General features: G+C 68.7%; 20 protein-coding genes. 18 read left to right on the forward strand and 2 right to left on the reverse strand.

The window, feature by feature from the left end; genetic code table 11:
- Positions 1 to 93 precede the first annotated feature (93 nt).
- Complete coding sequence (locus tag M0G41_RS08850; protein WP_248208105.1) at positions 94 to 777, forward strand: hypothetical protein; 684 nt, start codon at positions 94 to 96, stop codon at positions 775 to 777.
- The gene (locus M0G41_RS08855) at positions 774 to 3,173 is read left to right on the forward strand and encodes a glycosyltransferase family 4 protein (RefSeq protein WP_248208106.1); all 2,400 of its coding nucleotides are present in this window, start codon (positions 774 to 776) and stop codon (positions 3,171 to 3,173) included. Before M0G41_RS08850 ends, M0G41_RS08855 begins: the two co-directional genes overlap by 4 nt.
- On the opposite strand, the gene M0G41_RS08860 is transcribed toward M0G41_RS08855, so the two are convergent.
- The gene (locus M0G41_RS08860; RefSeq protein ID WP_248208109.1) at positions 3,170 to 4,117 is read right to left on the reverse strand and encodes a GAF domain-containing protein; all 948 of its coding nucleotides are present in this window, start codon (positions 4,115 to 4,117) and stop codon (positions 3,170 to 3,172) included. The two genes, M0G41_RS08855 and M0G41_RS08860, sit on opposite strands and share 4 nt — an antisense overlap.
- Positions 4,118 to 4,977: 860 nt before the next feature.
- Here M0G41_RS08860 and M0G41_RS08865 point away from each other — a divergent pair.
- From M0G41_RS08865 to M0G41_RS08940, 16 genes are read left to right on the forward strand one after another with little or no spacing between them, the layout of a single operon-like run.
- Positions 4,978 to 5,778, forward strand: a complete 801-nt coding sequence (locus tag M0G41_RS08865; RefSeq protein ID WP_248208112.1) for a type II secretion system protein — start codon at positions 4,978 to 4,980, stop codon at positions 5,776 to 5,778.
- A gap of 23 nt (positions 5,779 to 5,801) precedes the next feature.
- Positions 5,802 to 6,653, forward strand: coding sequence for a type II secretion system protein (locus tag M0G41_RS08870; RefSeq protein WP_248208116.1), 852 nt, complete (start codon positions 5,802 to 5,804; stop codon positions 6,651 to 6,653).
- Entirely contained in the window at positions 6,650 to 7,177 is a 528-nt protein-coding gene (locus M0G41_RS08875) for a hypothetical protein (RefSeq protein WP_248208119.1), read from the forward strand. Before M0G41_RS08870 ends, M0G41_RS08875 begins: the two co-directional genes overlap by 4 nt.
- Positions 7,178 to 8,482 (forward strand): hypothetical protein, encoded by a 1,305-nt coding sequence (locus M0G41_RS08880; protein ID WP_248208128.1) that lies wholly within the window; start codon positions 7,178 to 7,180, stop codon positions 8,480 to 8,482.
- The gene (locus M0G41_RS08885; RefSeq protein ID WP_248208131.1) at positions 8,479 to 8,979 is read left to right on the forward strand and encodes a hypothetical protein; all 501 of its coding nucleotides are present in this window, start codon (positions 8,479 to 8,481) and stop codon (positions 8,977 to 8,979) included. Before M0G41_RS08880 ends, M0G41_RS08885 begins: the two co-directional genes overlap by 4 nt.
- The gene (locus tag M0G41_RS08890; protein WP_248208133.1) at positions 8,976 to 9,560 is read left to right on the forward strand and encodes a hypothetical protein; all 585 of its coding nucleotides are present in this window, start codon (positions 8,976 to 8,978) and stop codon (positions 9,558 to 9,560) included. Before M0G41_RS08885 ends, M0G41_RS08890 begins: the two co-directional genes overlap by 4 nt.
- A gap of 14 nt (positions 9,561 to 9,574) precedes the next feature.
- A complete protein-coding gene (locus M0G41_RS08895; protein WP_248208134.1) occupies positions 9,575 to 10,303 on the forward strand; it encodes a type II secretion system protein in 729 nt (242 codons plus the stop codon).
- 38 nt (positions 10,304 to 10,341) lie between these two features.
- Positions 10,342 to 12,069 carry a pilus (MSHA type) biogenesis protein MshL gene (gene mshL / locus M0G41_RS08900; protein ID WP_248208137.1) on the forward strand — a complete coding sequence of 576 codons (1,728 nt, stop codon included), beginning with the start codon at positions 10,342 to 10,344 and terminating at the stop codon, positions 12,067 to 12,069.
- Entirely contained in the window at positions 12,066 to 13,049 is a 984-nt protein-coding gene (locus tag M0G41_RS08905) for a hypothetical protein (RefSeq protein WP_248208139.1), read from the forward strand. Before mshL ends, M0G41_RS08905 begins: the two co-directional genes overlap by 4 nt.
- On the forward strand, positions 13,049 to 14,533 hold the full coding sequence (locus M0G41_RS08910) for an ExeA family protein (RefSeq protein ID WP_248208141.1): 1,485 nt from the start codon (positions 13,049 to 13,051) through the stop codon (positions 14,531 to 14,533). Before M0G41_RS08905 ends, M0G41_RS08910 begins: the two co-directional genes overlap by 1 nt.
- Before the next feature lies 1 nt (position 14,534).
- Positions 14,535 to 16,244 carry a GspE/PulE family protein gene (locus M0G41_RS08915; RefSeq protein WP_248208144.1) on the forward strand — a complete coding sequence of 570 codons (1,710 nt, stop codon included), beginning with the start codon at positions 14,535 to 14,537 and terminating at the stop codon, positions 16,242 to 16,244.
- Positions 16,241 to 17,497, forward strand: coding sequence for a type II secretion system F family protein (locus M0G41_RS08920; protein WP_248208147.1), 1,257 nt, complete (start codon positions 16,241 to 16,243; stop codon positions 17,495 to 17,497). The genes M0G41_RS08915 and M0G41_RS08920 overlap by 4 nt, the downstream gene beginning before the upstream one ends.
- A gap of 13 nt (positions 17,498 to 17,510) precedes the next feature.
- Complete coding sequence (locus M0G41_RS08925; protein ID WP_248208151.1) at positions 17,511 to 19,349, forward strand: hypothetical protein; 1,839 nt, start codon at positions 17,511 to 17,513, stop codon at positions 19,347 to 19,349.
- Entirely contained in the window at positions 19,346 to 20,491 is a 1,146-nt protein-coding gene (locus tag M0G41_RS08930; protein WP_248208152.1) for a type II secretion system protein, read from the forward strand. The genes M0G41_RS08925 and M0G41_RS08930 overlap by 4 nt, the downstream gene beginning before the upstream one ends.
- A complete protein-coding gene (locus M0G41_RS08935) occupies positions 20,488 to 21,651 on the forward strand; it encodes a prepilin-type N-terminal cleavage/methylation domain-containing protein (RefSeq protein WP_248208154.1) in 1,164 nt (387 codons plus the stop codon). The genes M0G41_RS08930 and M0G41_RS08935 overlap by 4 nt, the downstream gene beginning before the upstream one ends.
- Entirely contained in the window at positions 21,617 to 22,363 is a 747-nt protein-coding gene (locus M0G41_RS08940; protein ID WP_248208156.1) for a prepilin-type N-terminal cleavage/methylation domain-containing protein, read from the forward strand. Before M0G41_RS08935 ends, M0G41_RS08940 begins: the two co-directional genes overlap by 35 nt.
- A gap of 90 nt (positions 22,364 to 22,453) precedes the next feature.
- Here the strand turns inward: M0G41_RS08940 and parE are convergent, their stop codons facing one another.
- Positions 22,454 to 24,343, reverse strand: coding sequence for a DNA topoisomerase IV subunit B (parE, locus tag M0G41_RS08945; protein WP_248208158.1), 1,890 nt, complete (start codon positions 24,341 to 24,343; stop codon positions 22,454 to 22,456).
- Positions 24,344 to 24,359 lie beyond the last annotated feature (16 nt).

Raw genomic sequence — 24,359 nt, forward strand, 5'->3', positions numbered from 1 at the left:
GGTTGAGATCTGCTGCGCAGAGAAGGAGACTCTGCCGCTGCACGCGGCGGCATGCGCTGCGATCTTTGGCCTGGAGCTGGATCCATTCCGTTTATGAACGTGAACACCGAGCGCGAAGCTGCGGAGGTGCGACTGGAGCGCGCGCTCGCGGAGCTCGCAGCGCTGGCGAGAACCTGCCTCACTCAGCGCAGATTGCGCACCGCGGCGGAGGATGCGCTCCACGAAGAGCGCCGTCGGCGGCTGGCAGACCTGCGGCGTATCGGCTCCCTCGAGGCCGAGATCGCCTGTTTGCTAGAAGCCTCGGCTGCCAATACTGCCGATGATCAGCCCGATCAGGGAGCAGCGACGGCGCGCGAGACGCTCCTTGATCCGGCCGCTCCCGGCGTCGACGGAATAGTCGGAAGGCTGTTGGACAGCGAGCTCGGATGGCGAAAGCGGGTCACTGGCCTTGGCCGCGAGTTGCTGCGCTGCCTGGCGAGACCCACAACGTGCTCGCTACGACGCCTGCGCAATCGCGCAGCTGTGCGCGGCAGTTGCTTGTTCGACGAAGGGTGGTACCTCTGGGCGAATCCGGACGTACGTACTGCCGGACTCGATCCTGTGACCCACTATCTGTGCCATGGCGCCCGCGAGGGCAGGGAGCCGGGGCCGCTGTTCAGTGCAGCCGGCTACCTGTCGCGGCACCCCGATGTCGCCGCCAGCGGCCAGAACCCACTGTTGCACTATCTGCTCAGCGGTCGTGCGGAAGGTCGCGCAGTGCTGCTTCTGCTGCCATGACGGTCGATGCCTGGCTCAAGCGTCTGGAATCATCCGGCACTTGGGATCCAGACTGGTACCGACGCAGCAACCCTGACTGCGACCGCTCCGGACTGCCACCGGGCGAGCACTTCCTGCGCGTCGGCATGGTGTTGCAGCGCTCTCCCGCTGCCGATCTCGCTCCGCCCCAGATCCGCGCCGCGGCGACGTCGCTCGGCCTGCTCGATCCACCTCCCGCGCCCTGCCACCCCACTTTGCAACCGGCCCCGCAGGAAACCGGGCGCGCTTCGGGCTCCTTGCCCCGGACCGGGGTCTTTGAACGGGAGGGCCAACTCCCGTGGTTGGAAGCCAGGCAGACGCTGCTGGTCTGTTCCCATGCGGCGGGCAATGCCTTGTTCGGTGGCGAGCGCAGTTTTCTCGATGTGCTCGATGGTCTGCTGGCCAACCGCTACAACCTTGTCGTGACGGTTCCCGCGATCGGCAGCGCCGACTACCTTCAGGCTCTGGTCGAGCGGTGTTCGCGGCTTGCCTGCTTCCCCTATCCGTGGTGGCGTCAGGATCGCCCGCTCGACGAGGTCGCCGTTCGACGCTTCGAGGATCTGATCGAGCGCTGCGGGGCGGTGGCCGTCCATGCGAACACGATCGTGTTGCGGGAGCCGCTGGTCGCGGCGCGCAGGCGCGGCGTGGCGGCCGTCATCCACGCACGTGAGATCGTCAGCGGGGATGAGGTTCTGGCGCAGACCATCGGCGCGGCCCCGGCCAGCATCGTGGCCGAGGTGCTTTCGCTTGCCGACCGCGTGGTGGCCAACTCCGCTGCGACCGCCGCCTGCTTCGGGAACGCGGAACATATCGAGGTCGTGCCAAACCCCGTGGACCTGGCTGATCTCGACCTGGCCGCCGCGCCGGTGGGGCCGGTCGTCCGCTTTGCCCTCATCAGCAGCAACCTCGAGAAGAAGGGGGTCTACCAGCTGGTTGAACTCGCCCGTCTGCTTGAGCATCTGGACGATGCGCGGTTCGTCCTGGTGGGGCCGCCGAGCGAGGCAACACGCGACATCCTGCACGGCCGCCTTGATCGCTCGCTTCCGGCGAACCTCGAGTTCCGCGACTATGCACGCAGCCCTCGCGAGGCCCTCGGGGGCGTAGATGTCGTACTCAACCTGTCGAGCTGCCAGGAGTCCTTCGGGCGCACGTTGCTGGAAGCGATGGCCGCCAGCAAGCCGGTGATTGCCTACGACCACGGCGCTCTCGGGGAACTCGTCGAACACGGGCGAACCGGATTCCTGGAGCCACCCGGGGACGTGACCCGGGTGGCGTGGCGCGTGGAGCAGCTTTGCAAGGACCGCAGCCTGCTCGCTTCGATGGGGAGCGCCGGCCGCGACCGGGCGCAGCGCAGCTACTCGCTCCATGCGTTCGCCCGTCGGCTCGGAGCGGTCTACCGCGGACTCGTGGTGTACGGACCGGGGCAGGTGTCCACCGGCACACTCGCTGCCGGCGAGCGCCTCAAGCTCGTGCTGCCGCATTCCAACAACAGCCAGTTTCCGGATCCCTTCTTTGTCGGTGGAAGGCCACGCTTTGCCCGGTGTTCGAGCGTGAAGTTCGTCGGCGAGGACCTGCTCGTGGCGACCAGCCTGATCGGCCAGCGGATGTACCTTGCTCGGTTCGATATCGCCACGGGCCGCACGCGGATCGAAGGCTGCATCGTGACCCGCGACAGCCAGGGCGCGGTCTCCACGGATCTGATGGATTTCGACGGCGTGGACAGACTGGTCACCAGCAACTGCGAGCATCGTTCGATCTCGCTCTACCGCGTGACCGATCGCGGTATCGAATTCGAGAAGTCGATTCGGCTGGAGGACGCGCAGGCGGGCTACTGCCACGGCGTCAAGTTCGTGCCGGGCCGGACGGATCTGGTCGCGGTGGCCTGCAGTACCGGTGGCCATTGCGTGTTCCTGCTGTCCATCGAGACCGGGCAGACGGTCTTCCGGCACACGGAGGGCGAGTGGAAGCCCAAGGACGTCTGCTTCGCGGCGCCCGGCCGGATGCTGGTGGCATCGATGGCCGAGCATATCGATACCCGACCTGGCTGCGTGAACCGTTCGAGGCTGAGCCTGCTCGCATTCGAACCCGGGTCGGATGCCGGACAGGTGCTGGACAGCGTGGAGGTCGAGGACTGCCAGATGGACGGCTGCCTGCACCTGGCGGGCAGGGTCCTGGTAGCCAACCAGGCCAGAGACCAGATCTTGATCTTCGAGCTCGAAGGGGAGCGGCTGAAGGCGGCCGGAGAACTCGGCGGGTTCGAGTTCCCGCATGCCGTGGACGTCGACGCTTCGGGTCGGCTTCTTGCGGTCGCCAGCTATGGCGACAACTCCGTCACCCTGCTGAGGCTACCCGCTCAGGAAGCGCAGGCGCGCGCCTAGATCGACGGGGCGCGGTCTGCGAGCTGGTCCTTGAGCCGGCTGAGGGCCTGGTCTGCGCGCAGGAACACGCTGGGCGCGGATTCGCCGGCGGGGTCGGAGTCGGCCGAGGCGCAAAGCACGCGCAGGCCGCTGTCCTGCTCGAAGGCGGCGACTGCCTGTCGCATCGCTTCGATGCGTGGCAGGCAGTCGTCACCGTGCAGGACGGCAATGACCTCGGCGCCCCCCGACACCCGGCTGACACTGTCGCCGCGCGCGTGGCCCAATTCGGCATCGATCATCTGCTCAAGGCGGGCCAGAGCCCGCTCAAGGGTTCGTTCGCCGCGGGTATGCACGGCGCCTGCATAGTCCTGGACCTCGAAGATCACCACGCTGCAGGCGGTGTGTGCCTGCGGGCTGTCGACCGGGACGACTTCCGCGGCGGCCACCGTGGCGAGCAGCGCATTGCGTTCCAGCTCGCGTTCGCGATGGCGACCGTCCAGCAGGTTCATGGTGAGCCGGGCCAGCGCAGCCAGAGAGGCACGCTGCGCCTCATCGAGCTCTCGCGGCTGCTGGTCGAGCACGCAGACCGTGCCGATGGCCTCGCCGCCGGGGGTGACCAGGGGCATACCGGCGTAGAAGCGCACGCCCGTTTCGCCGGTGACCAGGGGATTCTCGCGAAAGCGCGGGTCGTCTGCCGTATCTTGGACCTCCATCAGCAGCCGGGGTTGGCGGATGGCGTGGTCGCAGAAGGCCACTTCCCTCGCGGTCTCCCGCAGCTCGGTCCCCAGCCTGGCCTTGAACCACTGCCGATCCCGATCGATCAGCGAGACCATCGCCACGGGCACGTTGCAGATCATCGAAGCCAGCTGGACGATGTCGTCATAGGCCGGTTCGGGCAGGCTGTCGACGATGCGATAGGTGTCCAGGGCTCGCTGGCGCGAGAACTCGTCGTTCGGTGGGCTCATCGTGGAAGGGTGTCCGGTAGGACCAGCAGTGTGGAACCGGAGCCGTGAAGGGACAATCGGTGAAGTCCCTCGCTCTTCTGCTTCGGGCCCGCCATGGCGCCGTGCGTGCTCGGGTGGCGTGCGCCAGTCCGACCGCCGCCGGCATCGCCGACGGCATGGTGCTCGGGGAGCCAGACGCCTGGTATCGGGTTGATCGGCAGCGGAGCGGTGGGCGTTGGCGCACATCGTCGACGCGTGGCGGCACTTTATGCCAGGAATGGACAGCTCCGCTTGCGGTGCGTGCTCGATGGCCCGATCGCGTTTCGCGCAAAGGGTCGGCTTTGCAGGCGCCGCCGCGCCGGGTTTCCTCGAGTGTGGAAAATCTACACGCCCGCCGACCCGATGCTGTCCGGGCGCCACACGAAAGTGCCGTCGGCGTCGGTCCCGGCATTCCCGCATGCACGGACTTGCATTCCGCGGCGTTTTGCTCTCCCACGCATTGCGCGGCGGATTGCGCCGGTTGAGCAGATGTCCGGAGGGGTCGACCACGGGTGAGCTGCCGTGGGGCTACAGGCAGCCACCCTGCTTAACCTGTCACTGCGTTGGACCGAGGTAGATTCCGGGGGTGGGGGTTTTTCCCTAATTGACCCACTTAGCCCGGGTTCATGACCCTGACCAAAGACAGGAACGGGGACTGTCCTGCGCCACCCGCGATGCGGCGGGCCGCATCGACACCGGACCACCCACACGCGTCGTCGCCTCCGGGCACCCAGCTGTGCGGTGGCACTCCCCAAACGCGTCGGGATGGCGCCCTGTTGGGCAGCAAGCAGCTTGCGCTGCATGACGCTAGGTCGAATTCAAAGCAGAGAGGCGCTTCAAAGATGAAACAGGCATCGGGCAGGGCCACACAGGCTGGCTTTACGCTGATCGAGATGGCGGTAGTGCTGGTCATCATCGGACTGATCCTTGGCGCAGTCATGATCGGCAAGGACGTCCAGCGCAACGCCGAGTACACCAAGGTCAAGCAGAAGTTCTTCGACCAGTGGGTGGTGGCCTACAACACCTACACCCAGCGCACCGGCGTGGTCGTGGGCGACAGCCAGACCCAGCCGCGGTTGATGGTCAACGGCGAGAACTACACGGCCGGCACCGGACAGCCGATCTCAGGCGGCAACATGACCGCCGTCACCGCGCCGGACGCCATCTGCCGCGGCAACGCCGGGCAGAACATGAACCGGGATCGCGAGGATGCGGCCAACTTCGACCTGCGTGACCTGATGCAGCGCGCCGGCGTGCGCATGCCGCCCGGTCGTGCCGAGGGCTCCGAGGACCGCTACGTCTACCTCGACAGCAACGGCAACCCGCAGGAACTCCAGGTCTGCTTCCAGTGGAACAACCCCGGCACGCCTTCCGGCTCGGGCAACGTGATGGTGCTGACCGGCTTGACCCCGGACCTGGCCCGCGCGCTGGACCAGATGATCGACGGCAAGCCGGACGCCCGCGAGGGCCTGTTCCGTCAGCAGGGCATCGGCAATGACACCAATGGTGTGCCGGGCGCGCAGTGGACGTCGAACAACACCCACGAGTTCACGTCGACCACCCAGGCATCGCAGACCGCAGGCGCCAATCTCGACGAGGACCAGGTCGCCATCGTGGTCGCGCACTACAAGATGAACCAGTAATGGACCAGGAGCGAGGAGTCGACATGAGCGTATTGGGCAAGCGGCAGGCGCAGGGCTTCACCCTGGTCGAGATGGCCGTGGTGCTGGTGATCATCGCCCTGATCCTGGGCGCGCTCTCGGTGGGCAAGGACATCGTCCGCAACGCCGAGTACCAGAAGATCTCCACCAAGTTCATCGGCAGCTGGAAAAAGGCCTACGACGAGTACTACCAGCGCACGGGCGTGGTGCTCGGCGACAGCCAGACCTCGCCGACCTACATGGTCAACGGCGAGGAGGCGCTGATCGCCGGCTCGACCATGAGCGATGGCGGCAACCTTGACGGCGCCCTGCCGGGCGTCCCGTCCAGCTTCACCAACACCGGCCTGCGCATCTGCCACGGCCAGGGTTACCAGGCCAACACCGTGGGTGCCGGCGATCCGTCGCTGGCGGCGGTCGACCTGCACGACCTGATGGACCGCATCGGTCTGCGCATGCCGCCGGGTCGTGGCGAGGGTCGCGAGGACCGTTTCCTCTACAGCGACAGCAATGGCAATCCGGTCGAGCTGCAGATCTGCTTCCAGTGGAACCCGGACTCCACCGTGAGCGGAGCCGGCAACGTGATGGTGATCCGTGGCCTGACCCCGGACCTGGCCCGCTTCATCGACCAGCAGGTCGACGGCAAGCCGGATGCGCTGGAAGGTCGCTTCCGCCAGCAGAATTCCGGTCTCAATGACTCCGCCGGCGCCGAGCCCTCGTCGCAGCGTCCCGGTGTCCAGTGGGCCTCGAACAACACGCATGAGTTCGGCGACGCCACCGACGACGCCTTCACCCGTGGCGACAACCGTGACGAGGACCGCGTGTCGCTGGTCACCGCACACTGGGTCATGGATCAATGAGTTCGGCTGCGGACGCACGGGTCCGCCTCGCGTCCGCGGACCGTCTTGGCCGGCGTCGCAAGCTCGCCGCCGGCGCCTTCGGGCTGGCCCTTGTGGGCCTTCTCGGGGCCGCTGCCTGGTACGTCTCCGCTGCGCGCGCCGAGCAGGCCAGTCGCGATGAGCTCGCCCGGGCCGAGATCCAGCTGGCCGAGGCGCGTGACCGACTGGCCTTGCGCGGGAAGCAGCGTGCGCTCGGCGACGCGCTGGGCGCACTGGCGCGGGAGGCGGAGTCGCGGGGCCTTGCTCCGCAGTTCTGGTCGGAGCGGCGGATCACCCTCAACGAGATGCGCTATGACCGGCCCACGGCGAACGATGTCGTGGTGTCCACCGCAAATGGCCGTGGTCGGGTCTTCGATACCGAGGCGTTCGAGCTCTCGGTGTTCGATCCGAATGAGTCGCTGTTCCAGCTTCCTGCAGGCGAGGGACAGCCGCTGCGCGTGACCCTTCGCGGCAACGCAATGTTCAGCACACGGGAAGTCGACTGAATGCATGCAGCACACGTCACCCATCTCGCCGGCCGCTGGTGGGCGATCGAGGGCGGGACACTCCGTTCGATGCCCGAGTACCCCGATATCGAGGGGCCGGTGGCGCTGCTCAGCGACCTCGACGGCGCGCACAACGCGGTGCTTGCGCTGCAGGGGAACGCCTCTGCGGCGGTGCCGCTGATAGAACAACGCCTGCGTCGTGACGGCGTGACCGATGGCGAGAGCCACGTGGAGATGGTCCGGCTCTCGGTGCTGGGGAACAGCTTCCAGGCCTTGTTCAGCGCCGTGCCGATGGCCGACTGGCAGCGGCTGGTGGGCTGGAGCGAGCAGGGCGGGGACCACCGTCTGCTGTTCCCCCTGCTCAAGGTCGTCGAGTCCCGCCTTGCGCCCGGCGAGGCGGCGGTGGTGCGCTATGAGCGTCGCGTGTTCTTCCTCTCGGTCGGCAACAAGGCCTGCGCCTATGTCGACGCGTTGGCGTTCGACGACGATGCCGATAGCGTCGCTGGAAGCCTCGGAGCGCTTGCCGACCGGGTCCGCGCCACGCTGGCTGCCGGCGAGCGGCCGCAGGTCCTGCACTGGTATGCGCTGGACACTCCGGAGGGGGTGGATGAGCAGTCGCTGGCTTCCTCGTTCGGCGAGGCGGTTGGCCTGGAGCCGCGCATGGCGGCGATGACGACGTTGCGCGGCAGTGATGGCGAGAGCTTTCGCTCGGCGCTGCCCGAGCTGTTCAAGGGCCTCCGCCCGTCGTGTTCGGCTAGCCCGAAGCTGTCGCTGGCCGCCTACGCCGGTGAGCGGATGCTTCCGTGGCTCGCCGCTGCGGCAGCCGTGGCTGCGCTGGTCATCGGCTATCTGGCCTTCGATCTGGATACCGCCAACGCTGCCCGTGACGAGGCGGCAGCCGAACATCGCGCGGAGGTCGAACAGATCGATGCGACGCTGCGTGCCGAGCCGGCGCCGAGCATCGGAAGTGAGCTCACCAATACCCGCGCCTTCGTCGAGCGGCTGGCCCGCGCGGAGCGCAATGGCGATCTGGTCGACGAGCTGGGCCGGGTTCGCCAGCTCTCGTCCGAGCTGGTGCGCATCCTTCGCGTGCGACTGGATCCGGCCACCGGCAAGATGGTGATCGAGGGCGTCATGCTGCCGGGCGAGGGGGCAGAGATGCGTCTCTCGCGCTTTGTCGACCGGCTGCGCGGGGCGGGGCTGTCTCCGGTCACCGTGCCGCCGCCGCAGGGCAACCAGATTGCCGGATTCTTCTCCTACGCGATCAGCCGCACCGCGCAGGTCCGGCCGGAGGCGGGCGCATGAAATACCTCGGTCTGATCGCGGCGGGTCTTCTTCTGATCGTGCTGTTGGCCACCTGGAAGCTGGCGGACACCCCGCGCAGCCTGCCGCCCGTCAGCGCCGACCGCGCCGGCCTGCAGTCCCAGCTGCGCGAAGCCGACGTCGAGGTGCAGCGGACGAGGGCACTCAAGTACCAGCTCGACGCACTGGCGCTGGGGGTCTATTCGGGTACCGAGAGCGAGACGGCGCTGGCCTTCGTCAGGCCGCGGCCGGCGATCGATCCCGACGCCCCGGTAGAGCCCCGGTTCCCCGAGCGTGAGGTCTCGATGATCTACATCGCCCACGGTTTCGAGCGCGCGATGATCGACGGCGTTTACGCCGGCGAGGGGGATCGCCTGCCTCACGGCGGCTGGGTGAAGTCGATCTCGCCGGACCGCGTCGTGATCGTCGAGCGCGAGGGCACCCGGACCATTGCGCTTGACCCGCGGGTCATCCCGGGTGCGCAGGAGGGCAGGCCATGAGCGGCTCCAAGCGCCTGACCCTGATCCTCGCACCGCTCGTGCTTGCGGCCGCAGCGTATTGGCTGTGGGTCGGGCCTTCGGCAGAAGTGCCCGACAGCGCCCCCCGGCCGGCAGCCCCGCCGCCTGCCGCTGCGCCCTTGGTCGAGCAGCCGTCAGCCGCCGAGCCGGTGGCCGTACCTGCACCCTGGATGCTGTCCCGGGACGTGCTGCAGGGCGAGCCCAGGGAGGATCCTGCGGCCGCCGCCCGCGCGGCCAAGGCCACGGCCTACCAGCAGGTGCAGGACGAGCTGGCGACGCTCACCGCAAACGGTCGCCAGCCGAGCATCGCCGAGGTCGACAAGGTGCTGCAGCGGATCACCGAGGTCGAGGGCCGCAGCCAGGTGGCCGGCGTCGATATCGCGGCGGTCCGCCGGCACATGGCGATCGCGGCCGAGATGCAGACCCTCGCTGTCGAACTGCAGACGCTCAGCGCGCAGGGCGCCGGGAGCGACACCGCGCGGGTTCAGGCCTTGATCAAGCGGATGGAAGCGCTGCGCGAGGACCTGGTCGCCAGCCCGGTGGTGGTAGCCCCGCAACCATGAGCGGCGCGCGGCCATTGCCCGCATCGGCCGCCCAGGCCCGCCTGCAGCGCGGCTATTCGTTCGTCGAGCTGGCGATCTCCGTGGTGGTGATCGGGATCATCGCCGGCGCCGCCTACACCGCCTACAACCGGCAGGGCGCCGGCCGCGAGAGCGTGGCCGCGCTGGCGCGCGGCGAGGTGCTCAACCAGTCGATTCGCGCATTCGCCCTGCACAACCACCGGTTGCCCTGTCCGGACACCGACGGCGACGGCCGCGAGGGCGATGCCGCCGGCAGCTGTCCGGCCAATGTCGAGCTTGGCTGGGTGCCCTACGAATCGCTGGGCCTCGAGAGACCGACGGTCTCGGCGCGAGAGGTGTATGCCGTGTTCCGCCGCGCCGCGGATGGGGCAGACCTCGTCGCCCCGGCTGCCAGCCCGAACCGCAACGACCTGATCCGCAGCCTGACCGCGGCCTCGGCGCTTGCGCCCAGCAATTCGAACGTGTTCCTCACCGGCGAGGGCAACCGCACCGGCGCCGAGGACTGCTCCGCCAATGTCGTGATGCATGCGGCGTTTGCGGTGGTGGTGCCCAACAGCGATGCCGACGGCGACGGCAGTTTCTTCGATGGTGTCCACGCCGGGCTTCCCGGCAGCGGCCGCTGCCTTGCCTCGCCGAACGGCGCCGCACGCAATGGCTATGACGACGCCGTTGCGATGACCGGCTTCTCCACCTTGATCGGTCTCGCTCTCGACGACGTTCTCTGACTCCTCTTTCCCTCTTGCTACGCACAAGGCTCAGACACATGGTCAACGACGCTCGCTCCCCTTCGCTCCCGCGCCCGCGCCTTGCCCGTCATGCGTTGGCCGTTGCCGTGGCAGCCATGGCGCTTGGCGGCTGCACCGGGGTACCGCGCAAGAGCACCCAGTCGCTGGCGCCGGTCGACGAGCACACGCTTGACCGCATGGCCGAGCACACCGTGGCCGAGTCGGCCAAGCTGGCCGAGGTGCAGCAGCGGCTGTTCGAGGAGCTGCAGCGGGTGCAGCAGGCGCAGCCGGCCCCGCCCGTCGTGCCGCAGTACGACCCGCTGGAGGACCAGCTGGTCAGCATCCGCATGTACGAGGCGGACGTCGGCCAGCTGCTCTGGGCGATGTCCGAGCAGCTCGGCATGAACCTGATGCTCGACCCGCGCGTGGTGCAGACCGGACGCAGGTCGAGCATCAACCTCAGCAACGTCACCGCGCGCGAGGTCTTCGATCACATCCTGCGCGCCTTCGACCTTCATGGTGAGGTGCAGGGCAAGACGCTGATCGTCAATCTGATGGAGGAAAAGGTCTATGACCTCGACTTCCTCAACACCGCGCTGTCGGTGGATATCTCCTCGGGCGGCAACGTGTTCGGCGCCAATCAGTCGACAGGTGGCGGCGGCGGCGGAGGCTCCAGCGGCGGTGGCTCGAACGCGCTGCGCAGCGATTTCGCGCTGTCGGGCGGGCTGGGCGAGCAGACCAGCGTGCACGCCGAGCTGGAGGAGGCGCTGGCCAGTCTGATCGGCGAGGGCGGCGGTGGCCGCCGTGCCCAGGATGGTGCCGAGGACGCCGATCCGGTGCCTGCCGGCATGTACAACCTCAACTCGGTGACCGGCACCCTGTTCGTCCGCGCCCGGCCTTCGCAGGTGCGCGCGGTGGAAAGCCTGATCAGCCGCTACAAGGCGGTACTCGGTCGCCAGGTGCAGATCGAGGCGCAGCTGATCGACGTCGAACTCAAGGATGGCTTCCAGTGGGGTGTCGACTGGAACGTGCTGCGCAACCACGTCGCCGGGGTCATCGGCCGTGCCCCCATCGCCGTCGATCCGGCGACCGCCCTACTGCCGCCGGGGCCGGGCGCCGAGCTGCCGGTGCGCACCCTGACCCTGCCGGCGCAGACCATCGGCTCGGCGGCCGGAAATGCCCTGGGCCTTGGCTACCAGCGGAACTCGTTCTCCGTGGCCATCGATGCCCTGCGCAACTTCGGCAACGTCAAGGTGCTGTCCAATCCGAGCATCCGCGCCCGCAATGGCTCGCCGGCGCTGCTTTCGGTCGGCACCAACATCCGCTACCTGTCCAGTTCCTCGGTGACGGTCACCAATCCCGGCGGCGGTGCGACCACCACCTCTTCCGATGCCCAGACCGACTCGTTGTTCTCCGGCATCGTGGTCGGCGTGGTGCCCTTCATCCGCGCCGACCGGCAGGTCGAGATCCTGATCCATCCGATGCAGACGGATGTCGATCCGAACAGCCTGCAGCTGGTCGATGCCGGCGGTGGCACCCGGGTGACCCTGCCGGTCATCAACTTCAAGGGCATGACCACTACGCTCGGCCTGCGAGATGGCGACACGGTACTCATCGGCGGCCTGATCGATCAGAAGCTGGGCCGCAGCAACAGCGGCGTGCCGGGGCTCTCCGACGTGCCCGGCGTGGGCAAGTTCTTTGATCGCACCGCCGACTCCCACGCCAGCCGCGAGCTGGTCATGGTGCTGAAGGTGCGCGTGCTGTGAGCCTGATGTACTCGGCCCTGAGCGCGATGGAAGGCGAGGGCACCCAGCCCGCGCCGGCCAGCGCCGATCGGCCGGGTACCCGGTTCAATGGGCGCGGGCAGCGCCTGGTGATGGCCGCCGTCCTGCTGCTGCTGCTCATCGCGGGCCTCGGAGTGGCGTGGATGCTGTTGCGCGGCGAGGCGACCCCGATGGCAGCCAACGGATCCGTCCAGGCGGCGCCTGCCCAGCCTGTCGCCGCTGTGCAGGCCCAACCGGCAAGTGCGCCCGCGGCGGCCCTCGTGGTCCCATCGCAGCGCCCCGGGATCGAGCCTCCGGTAGCGGTTGCAGAAGACGTACCCGCGCCCCCGGCCGCGCTCGTCGACGCGGGGCAGTCCCCGTCCGAGCCCGGATCGGTGGTGGACACGGGAGCCTTGTCGGTAGGGCGGGCGCCTGTCGTGGCCGAGACGGGCGCCGAGCCGGATCAGCAGGCCGTCGCCGGCGTAGCCGAGGCCGCGGACGAGGCGGCACCCGCGCCCGCCACGGCCGAGGGCGAATTGCATTTCGTGGTTCATCCGCGGGGCGAGACGGCGCAGCCGGCACCGTCGCCGGCCCGCCTGGCTGCCAGCGCGCCGGATCCGGCCGCGGTGCAGCGCTGGGTCAGCGAGCTTGAGTCGGCGATCGCCGTGGATGACCGCGAGGCCGGGCGCGCTGCGCTCGAGGCCCTTGAAGGCCTGCTTGCCAGCGAGAGCCTTACGCTGCAGCGCTACCAGGCCTGGTGGGCGATGTCCGGGGGGCAGGACACGCTTGCCTACCAGCGCTACCAACGCATTGCTGAGCGCCTGCCGGGCGACCAGAACGCGAATCTCAACCTGGCCCTGCTCGACTGGCGCGCCGGACGCCTCGACTCGGCGCGCGAGCGGATCGGCCTGCTGCGCCTTCGGCATGCGGACTCCGCCCTGGTCGAGCGCCATTGGCGGGCAATGAACGAGCAGGAGCGCTGATGTCCGGCCCGCTGCCTGCCCACTTGCTGCACCTCGGACTGCTGCGCAGCCCGTTCCCGAGTACGCCGGATGCCTGGCACTACTTCGATGGCAACGGCCTGCGCGAACGGCTGGCCGAGGTCCTGCATTGCGTCATCGCGCGCAAGGGATTCGTGCTGATCACCGGCGAGGTGGGGCTGGGCAAGAGCACCCTGCTGCGCCGGCTGGTCACCCGGCTGGGCGAGGAGCAATGTCGGGTCGCCCTGGTCATGAACACCCACCTGCGCGGAAACGAGCTGCTGCGTGCGGTGTTGCGCGATCTGGGGCTGACACCGGGGAACTCATTCGACGATGACCTCGCCGCCTTCAACAGCTATCTGATCGAGCGCCATCATGCTGGCGAGACGGTCGCCCTGGTCATCGACGACGCGCAGAACCTGTGCCCGGAGTCGCTCGAGCTGATCCGCCTGCTGAGCAATCTCGAGACCTCCCAGTACAAGCTGGTTCAGATCGTCCTCTGCGGACAGCCCGAACTGCTCGACACGCTTGGCCAGCCGAGGATCCGCCAGCTCGCGAGCCGGATCAGCAAGCACGTGGAGCTGCTGCCCCTGTCAGAGGATGAAGCTGCGCGTTATGTGCGCTTCCGCCTTGACTGCGCGGGGGCGGACGGGATCCGGCTGTCGGCCGGGGCGCTGCGTTGCCTGTACCGGGACAGCAGGGGCAATCCGCGGCGCATGCACCTGCTGTTGGACACCTGCCTCTACGGACTGGTGGCTGGAGGCGGGCGCGAGATCGGTGCTGACCTGGTGCGACGGGCGAGCGCCGAGGCGGGCCTGCTCCAGCGCGGCAGCCGTGGCGGGCCCACACGACCGACACGGCTTGCCGCCAGCGTCTTCATGGCGGCCTGCGCGCTGGCACTGCTGGCCTTCAGCCTGCTGCGCCAGGGACCGGCCAGCGCCAGCGTCGAGGCGTCCGTTGCAGCCCCGGGGCGGCTGCCTGCCCCTCTTCCGGAAGTCGCTGGCCCGACGTCGGAGGTCGATTCGTTCGCACTGTGCCTGCAGCGGCTGACCGGCCTTGATCCCGTCGATGCGGCGGCGTCGGTGGCCGAGCCCGGCGTCCTGGCCGGGCGCCTCTACGCTCTGGGCTCGCCGGTCGAGCTGGTTCAGCTTCCACCGGACCTTGAGCTGCGCCGCCCGGCCGTGGGCTGCCTTGCCGACCCGCAATCCGGTGTCGCGGGGTGGCTGGCATGGCGACCGGAGCTGGTCGCTGCGGATTTTGCCCTGGGCCGTCAGGGCGAGCCGGTTCGCGCCCTCCAGGCACGCCTTGCCGAAGCCGGCTTCTACCGGTCTGCGCTGGATGGCGAGGTCGGGCCGCGCACGGTGGCGGCACTGGCCAGCTTCCAGCGCGAGCGCGGCCTGCCCGCGACCGGCTACCCCGATGCCCTGACCCGATATCTGCTTGAACACGATGCGGCGCCCGTGGGTGCTGCAAGCGAGGACTCCTGACATGGCCACCCCCGTCTCCCGACTCCCTCGCCAGGGCGCCGACGCTGCCAGTGAGCGGCCGCGCCTGGGCCGCATGCTGAAGGATCTGGGCCTGCTCACCGCTACCCAGCTGGAATACGCGCTGCAGAAACAGGAGGTGGAGCAGGACCGGATCGGCAACATCCTGGTCGGAAACGGCCTGGTCCTCGAGCACGACGTGGCCAAGGTGATTGCCGAGCAGCGTGGCATTCCCTTCGTGCCCGCCTCCGACCTGCCCCAGCCCGACGCGGGCGTGCTCGCCCTGTTCAACCGCGAGCTGTGCCTGGCCAATCGCTTCCTGCCCTGGCGGAAGGGGGAGCGCGGGCTGGAGGTGCTGCTCGGCGATTCCGACCCCGAAGAGATCGGGCGCCTGGTCATGCAGCGCTGCGACCTGCCCGCGGTGTTTCACCAGACCGAGAATTCCAGGCTGATCCAGCAGATCCGCCAGTGTTACTACTTCGCCCAGAATCCGGTCGAGAAACTGGTCAGGCGGGAGATCCAGCTGCTGGCCTCGGACGTCGACAACGTTGCCACCCCGGCACGGCTGCTCGACCACCTCCTGCACTTCGCCATCCGCGAGCGCGCGACCGACATCCACATCGCGCCCTCCGCCAAGAGCTGGCACGTGCTGTTCCGTATCGACGGCATCCTGCGCCCGATGCTGGCCTTCCCGCCCGCTCTTGCCCGCCTGCTGACCTTCGTCAAGATCAACTCGCAGATGGATATCTCCGAGCAGCGCAAGCCGCAGGACGGCAGCTTCCACACGGTGATCCTGGACAAGCCCTACACGGTGCGCATCTCCACCCTGGTGAGCGAGGCCGGGGAGCGAATGGTGCTGCGCCTGCTGCCCGAGCGCGGCGACATGTCCGGCCTCCTGCAGCTTGGGTACCGGAAACAGGATGTCAGCCTGCTGCAGCGGATCTTCGAGCGACCCTCGGGACTGGTGCTGATCACCGGGCCGACCGGTTCGGGCAAGAGCACCACCCTGCACGCGGCACTGCGCATGCAGTCCCTGATCGAGCGCAATGTGCTGACCGTCGAGGATCCGGTCGAGTACCGCGTGCCCGGCGCCTGCCAGACCGAGGTCAACCGCCGCGCCGGCTACGACTTCGGGTCGGCGCTGCGCAACTTCCTGCGTCACGATCCGGACGTCATGCTCATCGGCGAGATCCGCGATGGTGAGACCGCTCGGGCCGCGGTCGAGTCGGCGGCCACTGGCCACTTGGTGCTTTCCACGCTGCATGTGGCGAATGTGTTCGGGGTGATCCCGCGGTTGCGTCCGTTCGGCCTGGGCGCGCAGGAAATCGCCGACAACCTGGTGGCGATCATCAGCCAGCGACTGGTGCGAAGGGTCTGCCCGCACTGTGCCCAGCCGCAGCTGTTCGACCAGTCCACCAAGGAGTGGCTGGGTGAGCATCACAAGGGGCCCGGGCGGATGGGGGCCGGCTGCGATGCCTGCCGGGGCACCGGCTATCTCGGCCGGGTGCCGGTGTACGAGATTCTCCAGGTCAGCCAGGCGATCGTCACCGCCATCGTCGACGAGCAGGGCCGCGAGACCCTGCTGCGCACGGCGCGGGAGAGCGGCTTCCAGCCGATGCAGGAGATGGCGAGGCAGCTGGTGGCAGACGGCCAGACCACGCACGAGGAAATCGTCCGCGTGCTGGGTGAGGCGGCGGCGGAGCACGACGCGTGAAGGCCTTCTACTACCGGCTGCAGAGTCCCGCGGGCAGGGTCCGCAGCGGCGTGCTGCAGCTGGCCGTCGAGCGCGAGTTCTCGGCCCGCGTCTGGCTGGAGAAGAACCATGACGGTGTCGTACTGAGCCTGGTGCACATCCCGCGCTGGCTGGCGATGCTGCTGAACGCGCTGGGTGGGCTCTTCGCGCGGCGGATCGACGCGGTCGAGCTCGGCGGCCTGTTGCGCGACCTTGGCGTGATGCTCGGCGCCGGCGTGCCGATGCTCAGCGCGCTCGATTCGCTGATCGAGGAAAATCGCGACACCGGCCAGCATCGGGTGGCCCGGGTCGCGCAATCGCTGTCGGACGAGCTCGGCGCCGGCGCCAGCATCAGCGAGGCATTCGGCAAGCAGCCGAATGTGTTTCCGGAGACCGTCCTGAATCTGGTGAACATCGGCCAGGAGACCGGCGCCATCGATCGCATGCTGATTGAGGCCGCCGAGCATGTCGAGCGGGTCAACAAGATGGGCCGCGATGCGCGGCGGGCCCTGATCTACCCGGCCTTCGTGGTGGCTGCCCTGCTGCTGGTCTCCTGCGTGTGGATCTTCTACGTGATCCCCAACCTGGCCGACCTCTATCGGCAGATGAACATCGAGCTGCCGGCGATCACCGCGGCCCTGCTGGATTTCTCCGAGGTTGCCTCGGAACACGTCGAGCTCAGCCTGTTCATCCTGTTTCTGCTGATCGTGGTGCCGATCGTGCTGGTCCGGCTGAGCTGGCGGTTCCGCTCGCGGCTGCACGGGCTCGGGCACCGGCTCCCGGTGTCGCGGGTGATCATGCGCGCCTCGGGCATGGCCTTCATCACCGAGCATCTGGCCCTGCTGGTCGCCGCCGGCCTCGACATGTCGCGCAGCCTCGATGTGCTGACCCGCTCGGTCAACGACGAGTACTACCGCTCGCGGATCATCGATGCGCACCGCTATGTCCAGCGCGGCGAGCGTCTGGCTGCGGCGATGAAGCAGGTGGGCGGCTTCCCGGCGATGGCCGTGCGGATGATCGCGGTCGGCGAGGAGACCGGCACCACCACCGCTCAGCTGCGCTTCCTCGCACAGGAATACCGGCAGCGCTTCGACCACATCATCGAATCGCTCGCCGAGGTGCTGAAGCCGGCGATCATCATCACGCTGGGCCTGATGTTCGTGCTGTTCGTGGTTGCCATGTACCTGCCGATCTACGACCTGATCCGCCAGGCGATGGCGCCACCCGCCTACTGAGCCGAGGGAGCCCATGAGAACGCGAGCGCAGCGGCAAACGCCACGTGGACGGCAGCAGGGAATTGCCCTGTGGGACACCCTGCTGCTGGTCACACTGCTGGCCGGCTTCCTGCTGGTGTCCTTCATCCTGATCGAGGCGCGCACTCCGCGGCAGCTGGCCGCCGACCGCAGCGCCATGGTGTCCTGGGCGCACAGCAAGATCTTCGGCTTCGCCGCGGCCAACGCCCGGCTGCCCTGTCCCGACGTCAACAACGATGGCCTCGAGGACTGCGACGCGGCCAACGTGAGCGGGTTGCTGCCGCTGCGCACCCTCGGCCTTGATGCCGACGCGCCGATGCGCGGGCCGACCCGGATCAACTTCGTGGTCTACCGCCCTGGCGGAAACGACCTGGCGGTGGCCGGGTCGGCGTACGAGCCGGCACACTGGGACGGGGCCCTCGAGTCCTACGGCAACGTCAATGATCTCGACTTCTGCGCCAAGCTCGAGGGACTGATTGCGAGCGCAGCCAGCGCAGATGCCTTCAGCGTCAGCATGGCACCGGAGCTGACCCAGCCGCAGGTACGCACCGCCTCGACGCTGCGCGCCCTGTCCGACCACCTGAGCTGTCGGACCACGCTCAGCAGCGTGCATGCGATCGCCCTGTCGGTCGACGCGGTGACCGAGGTGCAGGAAGTCTTCGACGACATCAAGAGCTCGGCCGAGCAGGCGATCATCTTCAACGCCATCACGGGCGTGTTGACCGTGGTCAGCGTAGCCGTGTCGGCGATTACCCTGGCATCGTCCATCACTACGCTGACAGCAGCTTCGACGGCGCTCGCCAGCGCGGTGCTTTCCTGCGCTGTGCTCGTAGGCTGCGCGCTGATCCCCGTGTACAGCGCCGCCGTCGCCGCGGCCAGCGTGGCGATTGGACTCTCCGCCGCCGCGGTCGCCGCCAACGCCCTGTCCCTGGTCCCGCTGGCGGTGGCGATCGGACTTGCCGCCGACGTCGCCTCGCGTGCTTCGGTAAGCGGGGGTGGTCCGCCGCCCGACAACAGCCAGCAGCTAGCGACCCTGCTGGCCACCGCGCAGGACCTGGAGGCGGCTGCCCTGCAGTATCGGCAGGAAGCCACTGCCGCGCGGACCACCGCCGATGCCTCGCAGGCTTCGGCCACTGCCGCGCGCACCGCCGCGCATGGCCAGGCCGATGCCTGGGATCCGTCGAACACCCACGATGCCACGTTGAACCAGGCGCTCGACGCAGCCCAGGCGGCGGTGGACGCCGAGATCGCCCGCGATGCCGCGCAGGGCCAGTACGACCTGCTGGTGCAGCGGGTGAACGACCTGAACATCGAGCTCAACAACGCGATCGCCGCGCAGGCCGCCAATCCGGGCCAGACCTGGCGCGCCACCGTGGTCGCGGACCTCACCGCCCAGCGCGATGCCGCGATCGTCGAGCGTGATGCGGCCCTGGTGACCCGCAACGCGGCCAATGCGGCGGCGACGACTGCGCAGAACGACTACATCGCCGCCCGCGACCTCGCCGCATCGCGATATGCAAATGCGCCCTTCAACGGCAACCCCTCGCAGATGATCGCCCTGATCGATGACTACCGGACCAAGTTCCTCAAGGCCCAGCGTGACGAGGCCGCAGCGGTCCAGGCCGATGCGCTGGCCGATGAGGCCGAGGCCAAGGCGATCGAGGCGAGGGCGTCCTACGTCGGCCTCAACTGTCAGGTCAATCCGCCGCCGGCGCCTACCACCGAGTGCCCAGAGCTGCCGCCAGGGGCGCCCACGCCGGGCGCCGGCCTGACGGTCTGGGCCGGCGCCAGCGCGGTGCTTGAGCAGGCCGATGGACGAGGAGCGGTGCGATGAGCGGGTTCCAGCCTCGGCGCCCGACCCAGACCGGCTTCTCGCTGATCGAGCTGGCCGCAGTGATGGTGATCCTCGCCGCGGTCGGCGGGCTCCTGTGGTTCCTGCTGCCGCGCCTGTCCCTGGTGGCTACGCCCGAAGCACGCCCGGTGAGCGAGCTGCGCGAGGCCGAACAGGCCCTGATCGGCTTCGCCATTGCCCGGTCGCGGCTGCCCTGTCCGGACACCGACAATGACGGCGTCGAGGACTGCACCGCGAGCGCCAGTGCGGGGCTGCTGCCGCAGCGTACGCTTGGCCAGGTCTTCCCCGCGCCGATCCGCTATGCGGTCAGCCGCGGCACGCTCAATGATCTGACCACGCTCAGCAATCGGTATGTGCCGCCGATCCCCCTCGGACCCACCTTGCCTGCGCCGGCGCCGCCGCCCGCGGCGGTACCCGTTCAGCTCAACGGCTTCGACCTCTGCGTGAGGCTGCGCGATGCGCAGGGTGCCGCGGTGGGCAACATCTCGCTTGCCGGTGGCGTCCAGGCGGCGTTCGCCCTGGCGCATCCCGGCAGCCTCGACATGGACGGCGACGGCAGCCCGTTCGATGGCGCCAGCCTGACCCAGAGCTTTGCCCTGCCGGGCACCGCGCCGAGCAACAGCTACGACGATGTCTCGCGTGCGGTGGGAATCGGCCAGCTGGCAAGCCGGCTGGGCTGCCTCAAGCTGCTCTCGCTGGCGAATGGCGCGGCGCGCAGCGCGGGCGCGGCGCGCGATCTCTACGACTACGTCGTGCTCTACCGGGACTTCCGGGTCTTCAATCGCGACCAGGCGGAATCGGCGCTCGACCAGGCCGAGTTCGAGGTGGCGATGGCGGCGGCCGGGCTGGCGCTGGCGATCGCCTCGGAGGCGATCTCGATCGCGGGCTCGGCGGAGTCGTTCGGCGCCGCGGCCTTCGCCATCGCCATCGCCGCGGCCAACATCGGCGTGGCCACCGCGCAGGTCGTGATCGCCGCCCAGTCGCTGGCCGATGCGCAGCAGGGCATCGTCACCGCCCAGGCCCAGCTGGACGCCGCCAACCTCTCGGTCACCAGCTACCTCAACCAGTTCAATGCCGCCGATGCCCGCGCTCGGGCGATCGACGCAAGGGGACTCGTGCAATGAACCGGCAACGCGGCTACAGCCTGCTCGAACTCGCCATCTCCCTGGTGGTGCTCTCCCTGGTCGTGGGCCTGATCTTCCGCTTCAGCGGGCTGGCGGTCGATTTCAGCAACAGCGAGCTGGAGCGTGACCTGCTGCGCTCGGCGGACTCGGCGCTGGTCGGGTTCGTCCTCGCCAACCACCGTCTGCCCTGTCCCGACAGCAATGCCGATGGCAGCGAGGACTGCGCCGGGGGCACCGCGGTCGGCGGTCTGCCCTTCCGCACCCTTGGCCTGCCGGACGCGCGGGCCCGGGCCATGCGCTACGGAATCTATCGCGCGCCCAATGCCGGCAGCGCCGCGGCCGATGCCGATCTCGGCGTGGTGCTGGACCGGATGCCCCTGCTCGAGGTGTCCGGCGTGCCGCTGGGCGCCCGGCTGGATTTCGCCGGGAACCGCAACGGCATCGACTTCTGCGCTGCGCTGCGCACCGCCAGCCTGGCCGGCTTCAGCAACAGCCGCGTGCACGCCACCGGCGGCAGCGTCGATCGCAATGTCGCCTATGCCGTCGCCTTGCCCGGGCGCACCGACGCGGGCAACAGCGGAACCCTGCTCGACGGTGTCCACACCGGCGGCTCCCCGGCCTTCGAAACCGCGGCCCGCGCCGGCAGTCGCCTGTATGACGACCGCGTGGTGGCGGCAAGCTTCGACCGGCTGTGGGGCGAGCTGAGTTGCGGCGAGGTCGTGGCGGCGGTCAACCACGCCCACGCCAACGCGGCCAGCGCTGCGGAAGTGATCATGCAGGCCATCGCCGACTACAAGCTGCAGCTCGACCTCGCCAAGCGCATGGCCGAATCGTCGCTGGCCGGCGCGGTGGCGGGCGAGGCCGCGGCCATCGGCGGCGTGGCCCTGGCCGCCGCCGAGGCAGCGCTGGCGGTGGCCCAGACCATCCTCACCACCGGCGCCGCTGCCGCGGTCACCGGGCTGGCGGCGGCGGCTGTCGCGCTGTCCGCGGTCGGGCTCGGCCTGTCGACGGTGTCGCTGGCCATGGCCGTGATCTCGCTGGACAGCGCGACCCAGGACGTCGCCGACTTCCTCAGCCAGGGCTATGTGGTGCGCTCGCAGGCGCTCGCCGCCCGGCTGCGCGCCAATGCCGAGGCCGCCGACGCCGCCGGCCTGTACTGATCGATTCCTGTTCCTCGACGAGATGACCCGCATGCCCGCTCCCGACCTGCACACCCTCCCGCCCAGGCAGCGTGGTTTCAGCCTGCTCGAGCTGTCGGTGGTGCTGGTGGTCATTGCCGTGATCATCGGCGCCGTCAGCGTTGGCGGCGACATCCAGCGCAACGCCAACTACCAGCGTGTGGCAAGCCAGCACGTGCAGGCCTGGGCAGTGGTTTTCGACACCTACGCCAGCGCCAACAACCTGGTGCTTGGAGACAGCGCGACCGCACCGACCGGCAAGGTCAACGGCGCCGACAATACGCCGCTGTGCGGAGCCAACCTGCGCAGCGCGGTGCAGGCGGCGGGCATTCGCCTGCCGCCGGGACGTGCCGAGGGCAGCGAGGACCTCGCGGTGTACCTCGACGCCAGCGGCACGCCGCAGGAAGTCCAGGTGTGCTTCTCCAGCGTCGACTGGCACGAACCCGGTGCCACCTCGGGCACCTACGTAGTGCGGAAGCGCAATGTGATGACCCTCAGCCGCCTGTCGCCGGCACTGGCGCGCCTGCTCGACGCCTATTTCGACAACCATCCCGATGCCAGCTTCGGCCGCTTCCGCGAGCAGTCGAGGGCCGCCCAGACGACGCCCACCTCATCGACCTGGAGCCAGAACGAGTCGGCCATCGACGAGGCCCAGTCGGCGTCGCTGAGCGCCTACCTGCTGATGAACCGCTAACGGTCCTTCCCCGTGGCGGTGCCCGGCGGTTTCGCCGGCCTGAACGCATGGGCCCCGGCGCCCCAGGGGGGCGCCCATCGTTTGACCTGATCAGGCCTCGAGGGTGGCGAGGTCGCCCTTGTTCTCCAGCCAGGCCTTGCGATCGGATGCGCGCTTCTTGCTGAGCAGCATGTCCATCAGCGCCGAGGTCTCGTTGCCGTCCTCGACCGTGAGCTGGCACAGGCGGCGGGTGTCCGGATGGATCGCCGACTCGCGCAGCTGGATCGGATTCATCTCGCCCAGGCCCTTGAAGCGGGTGACGCTGACCTGGCCCTTGATCTTCTCGCGCTCGATGCGCTCGAGCAGGATGCGCTTCTCTTCCTCGTCCAGCGCATAGAACACCTGCTTGCCCACATCGACGCGGAACAGCGGCGGCATGGCGACGAACACATGACCGGCCTGGACCAGGGCAGGGAAATGCTTGAGGAACAGCGCCGAGAGCAGGGTGGCGATGTGCAGGCCATCCGAGTCGGCGTCGGCGAGCACGATGATCTTGCCGTAGCGCAGGCCGCTGATGTCCTCCGAGCCGGGATCGCAGCCGATGGCGACGGCCAGGTCATGGACCTCCTGCGAGGCCAGCACCGAGCCGGACTCCACCTCCCAGGTGTTCAGGATCTTGCCGCGCAGGGGCAGGATGGCCTGGAAGTCCTTGTCGCGGGCCTGCTTGGCACTGCCGCCGGCCGAGTCGCCCTCGACCAGGAACAGCTCGGTGCGGCCGAGGTCCTGCGAAATGCAGTCGGCCAGCTTGCCGGGCAGGGCGGGTCCCTGGGTGATCTTCTTGCGCACCACCTGCTTTTCGGTCTTGAGCCGCGCCTGGGCGCGTTCGATCGCCATCTGCGCGATGGCCATGCCGATCTCGTGGTGCTGGTTGAGGTACAGCGAGAAGGCGTCGTGCACCGCGTTCTCGACAAAGGCCGCAGCCTGGCGCGAGGACAGCCGCTCCTTGGTCTGGCCGCTGAACTGCGGGTCGGTCATCTTCATGCTGAGCACGTAACTGACCCGGTCCCAGACGTCCTCCGGCGCCAGCTTCACGCCGCGCGGGAGGAGGTTGCGGAAGTCGCAGAACTCGCGCAGGGCATCGGTGATGCCGGTGCGCAGACCGTTGACGTGGGTGCCGCCCTGGGCGGTCGGGATCAGGTTGACGTAGCTTTCCTGGATCAGCTCGCCGTCTGCGACCCATGCCACCGCCCAGTCAGCCGCCTCGGTGTCCTTGGACAGGCTGGCCATGAACAGGTCCGCAGGCACGATCTCCCGGTCGGCCAGCATGCCGGAGAGGTAGTCCTTGAGGCCGTTCTCGTAGTACCAGGTCTGCTGCTCGCCCGTGGCCTCCTCGATCAGCTTCACGGTGAGGCCGGGGCAGAGCACGGCCTTGGCGCGCAGCAGGTGGCGCAGGGCGCGCAGGTTGATCTTCGGGGTGTCGAAGTACTTCGGATCCGGCCAGAAGCGTACCCGGGTGCCGGTGTTGCGCTTGCCCACGGTACCGACCACGGCCAGGGTCGAGGCCGGGAAGCCGTCGCGGTACTCCTGCCGGTACTCGTTGCCGTCGCGCTTGATGTAGACCTCGACCTTGTTCGACAGCGCATTGACCACGCTGACGCCGACGCCGTGCAGACCGCCCGAGAAGGTGTAGTTCTTGCCGCTGAACTTGCCGCCGGCATGCAGGCGGGTGAGGATCAGCTCGACGCCGGGAATGCCTTCCTCGGGGTGGATGTCGACCGGCATGCCGCGGCCGTCGTCGCTGACCTCGCAGCTGCCGTCGGCATAGACGGTGATCTCGATGGTCTTGGCATGCCCGGCCAGCGCCTCGTCGACCGAGTTGTCGATGACTTCCTGGGCGAGGTGGTTCGGTCGCGTGGTGTCGGTGTACATGCCGGGCCGGCGCTTGACCGGGTCAAGGCCGGACAGGACTTCGATATCGGCGGCGTTGTAGCGACTGCTCATGCGGGACGGGGCCTGC

It is taken from the genome of Pseudomarimonas salicorniae (assembly GCF_023156535.1).
Classification (GTDB): Bacteria; Pseudomonadota; Gammaproteobacteria; order Xanthomonadales; family Xanthomonadaceae; genus Pseudomarimonas; species Pseudomarimonas salicorniae.

Coding starts and splice junctions, on each gene's coding strand:
- M0G41_RS08850 (WP_248208105.1), top strand. CDS start 94: ATGAACGTGAACACCGAGCGCGAAGCTGCGGAGGTGCGACTGGAGCGC.
- M0G41_RS08855 (WP_248208106.1), top strand. CDS start 774: ATGACGGTCGATGCCTGGCTCAAGCGTCTGGAATCATCCGGCACTTGG.
- M0G41_RS08860 (WP_248208109.1), bottom strand. CDS start 4,117: ATGAGCCCACCGAACGACGAGTTCTCGCGCCAGCGAGCCCTGGACACC.
- M0G41_RS08865 (WP_248208112.1), top strand. CDS start 4,978: ATGAAACAGGCATCGGGCAGGGCCACACAGGCTGGCTTTACGCTGATC.
- M0G41_RS08870 (WP_248208116.1), top strand. CDS start 5,802: ATGAGCGTATTGGGCAAGCGGCAGGCGCAGGGCTTCACCCTGGTCGAG.
- M0G41_RS08875 (WP_248208119.1), top strand. CDS start 6,650: ATGAGTTCGGCTGCGGACGCACGGGTCCGCCTCGCGTCCGCGGACCGT.
- M0G41_RS08880 (WP_248208128.1), top strand. CDS start 7,178: ATGCATGCAGCACACGTCACCCATCTCGCCGGCCGCTGGTGGGCGATC.
- M0G41_RS08885 (WP_248208131.1), top strand. CDS start 8,479: ATGAAATACCTCGGTCTGATCGCGGCGGGTCTTCTTCTGATCGTGCTG.
- M0G41_RS08890 (WP_248208133.1), top strand. CDS start 8,976: ATGAGCGGCTCCAAGCGCCTGACCCTGATCCTCGCACCGCTCGTGCTT.
- mshL (WP_248208137.1), top strand. CDS start 10,342: ATGGTCAACGACGCTCGCTCCCCTTCGCTCCCGCGCCCGCGCCTTGCC.
- M0G41_RS08910 (WP_248208141.1), top strand. CDS start 13,049: ATGTCCGGCCCGCTGCCTGCCCACTTGCTGCACCTCGGACTGCTGCGC.
- M0G41_RS08915 (WP_248208144.1), top strand. CDS start 14,535: ATGGCCACCCCCGTCTCCCGACTCCCTCGCCAGGGCGCCGACGCTGCC.
- M0G41_RS08925 (WP_248208151.1), top strand. CDS start 17,511: ATGAGAACGCGAGCGCAGCGGCAAACGCCACGTGGACGGCAGCAGGGA.
- M0G41_RS08930 (WP_248208152.1), top strand. CDS start 19,346: ATGAGCGGGTTCCAGCCTCGGCGCCCGACCCAGACCGGCTTCTCGCTG.
- M0G41_RS08935 (WP_248208154.1), top strand. CDS start 20,488: ATGAACCGGCAACGCGGCTACAGCCTGCTCGAACTCGCCATCTCCCTG.
- M0G41_RS08940 (WP_248208156.1), top strand. CDS start 21,617: ATGCCGAGGCCGCCGACGCCGCCGGCCTGTACTGATCGATTCCTGTTC.
- parE (WP_248208158.1), bottom strand. CDS start 24,343: ATGAGCAGTCGCTACAACGCCGCCGATATCGAAGTCCTGTCCGGCCTT.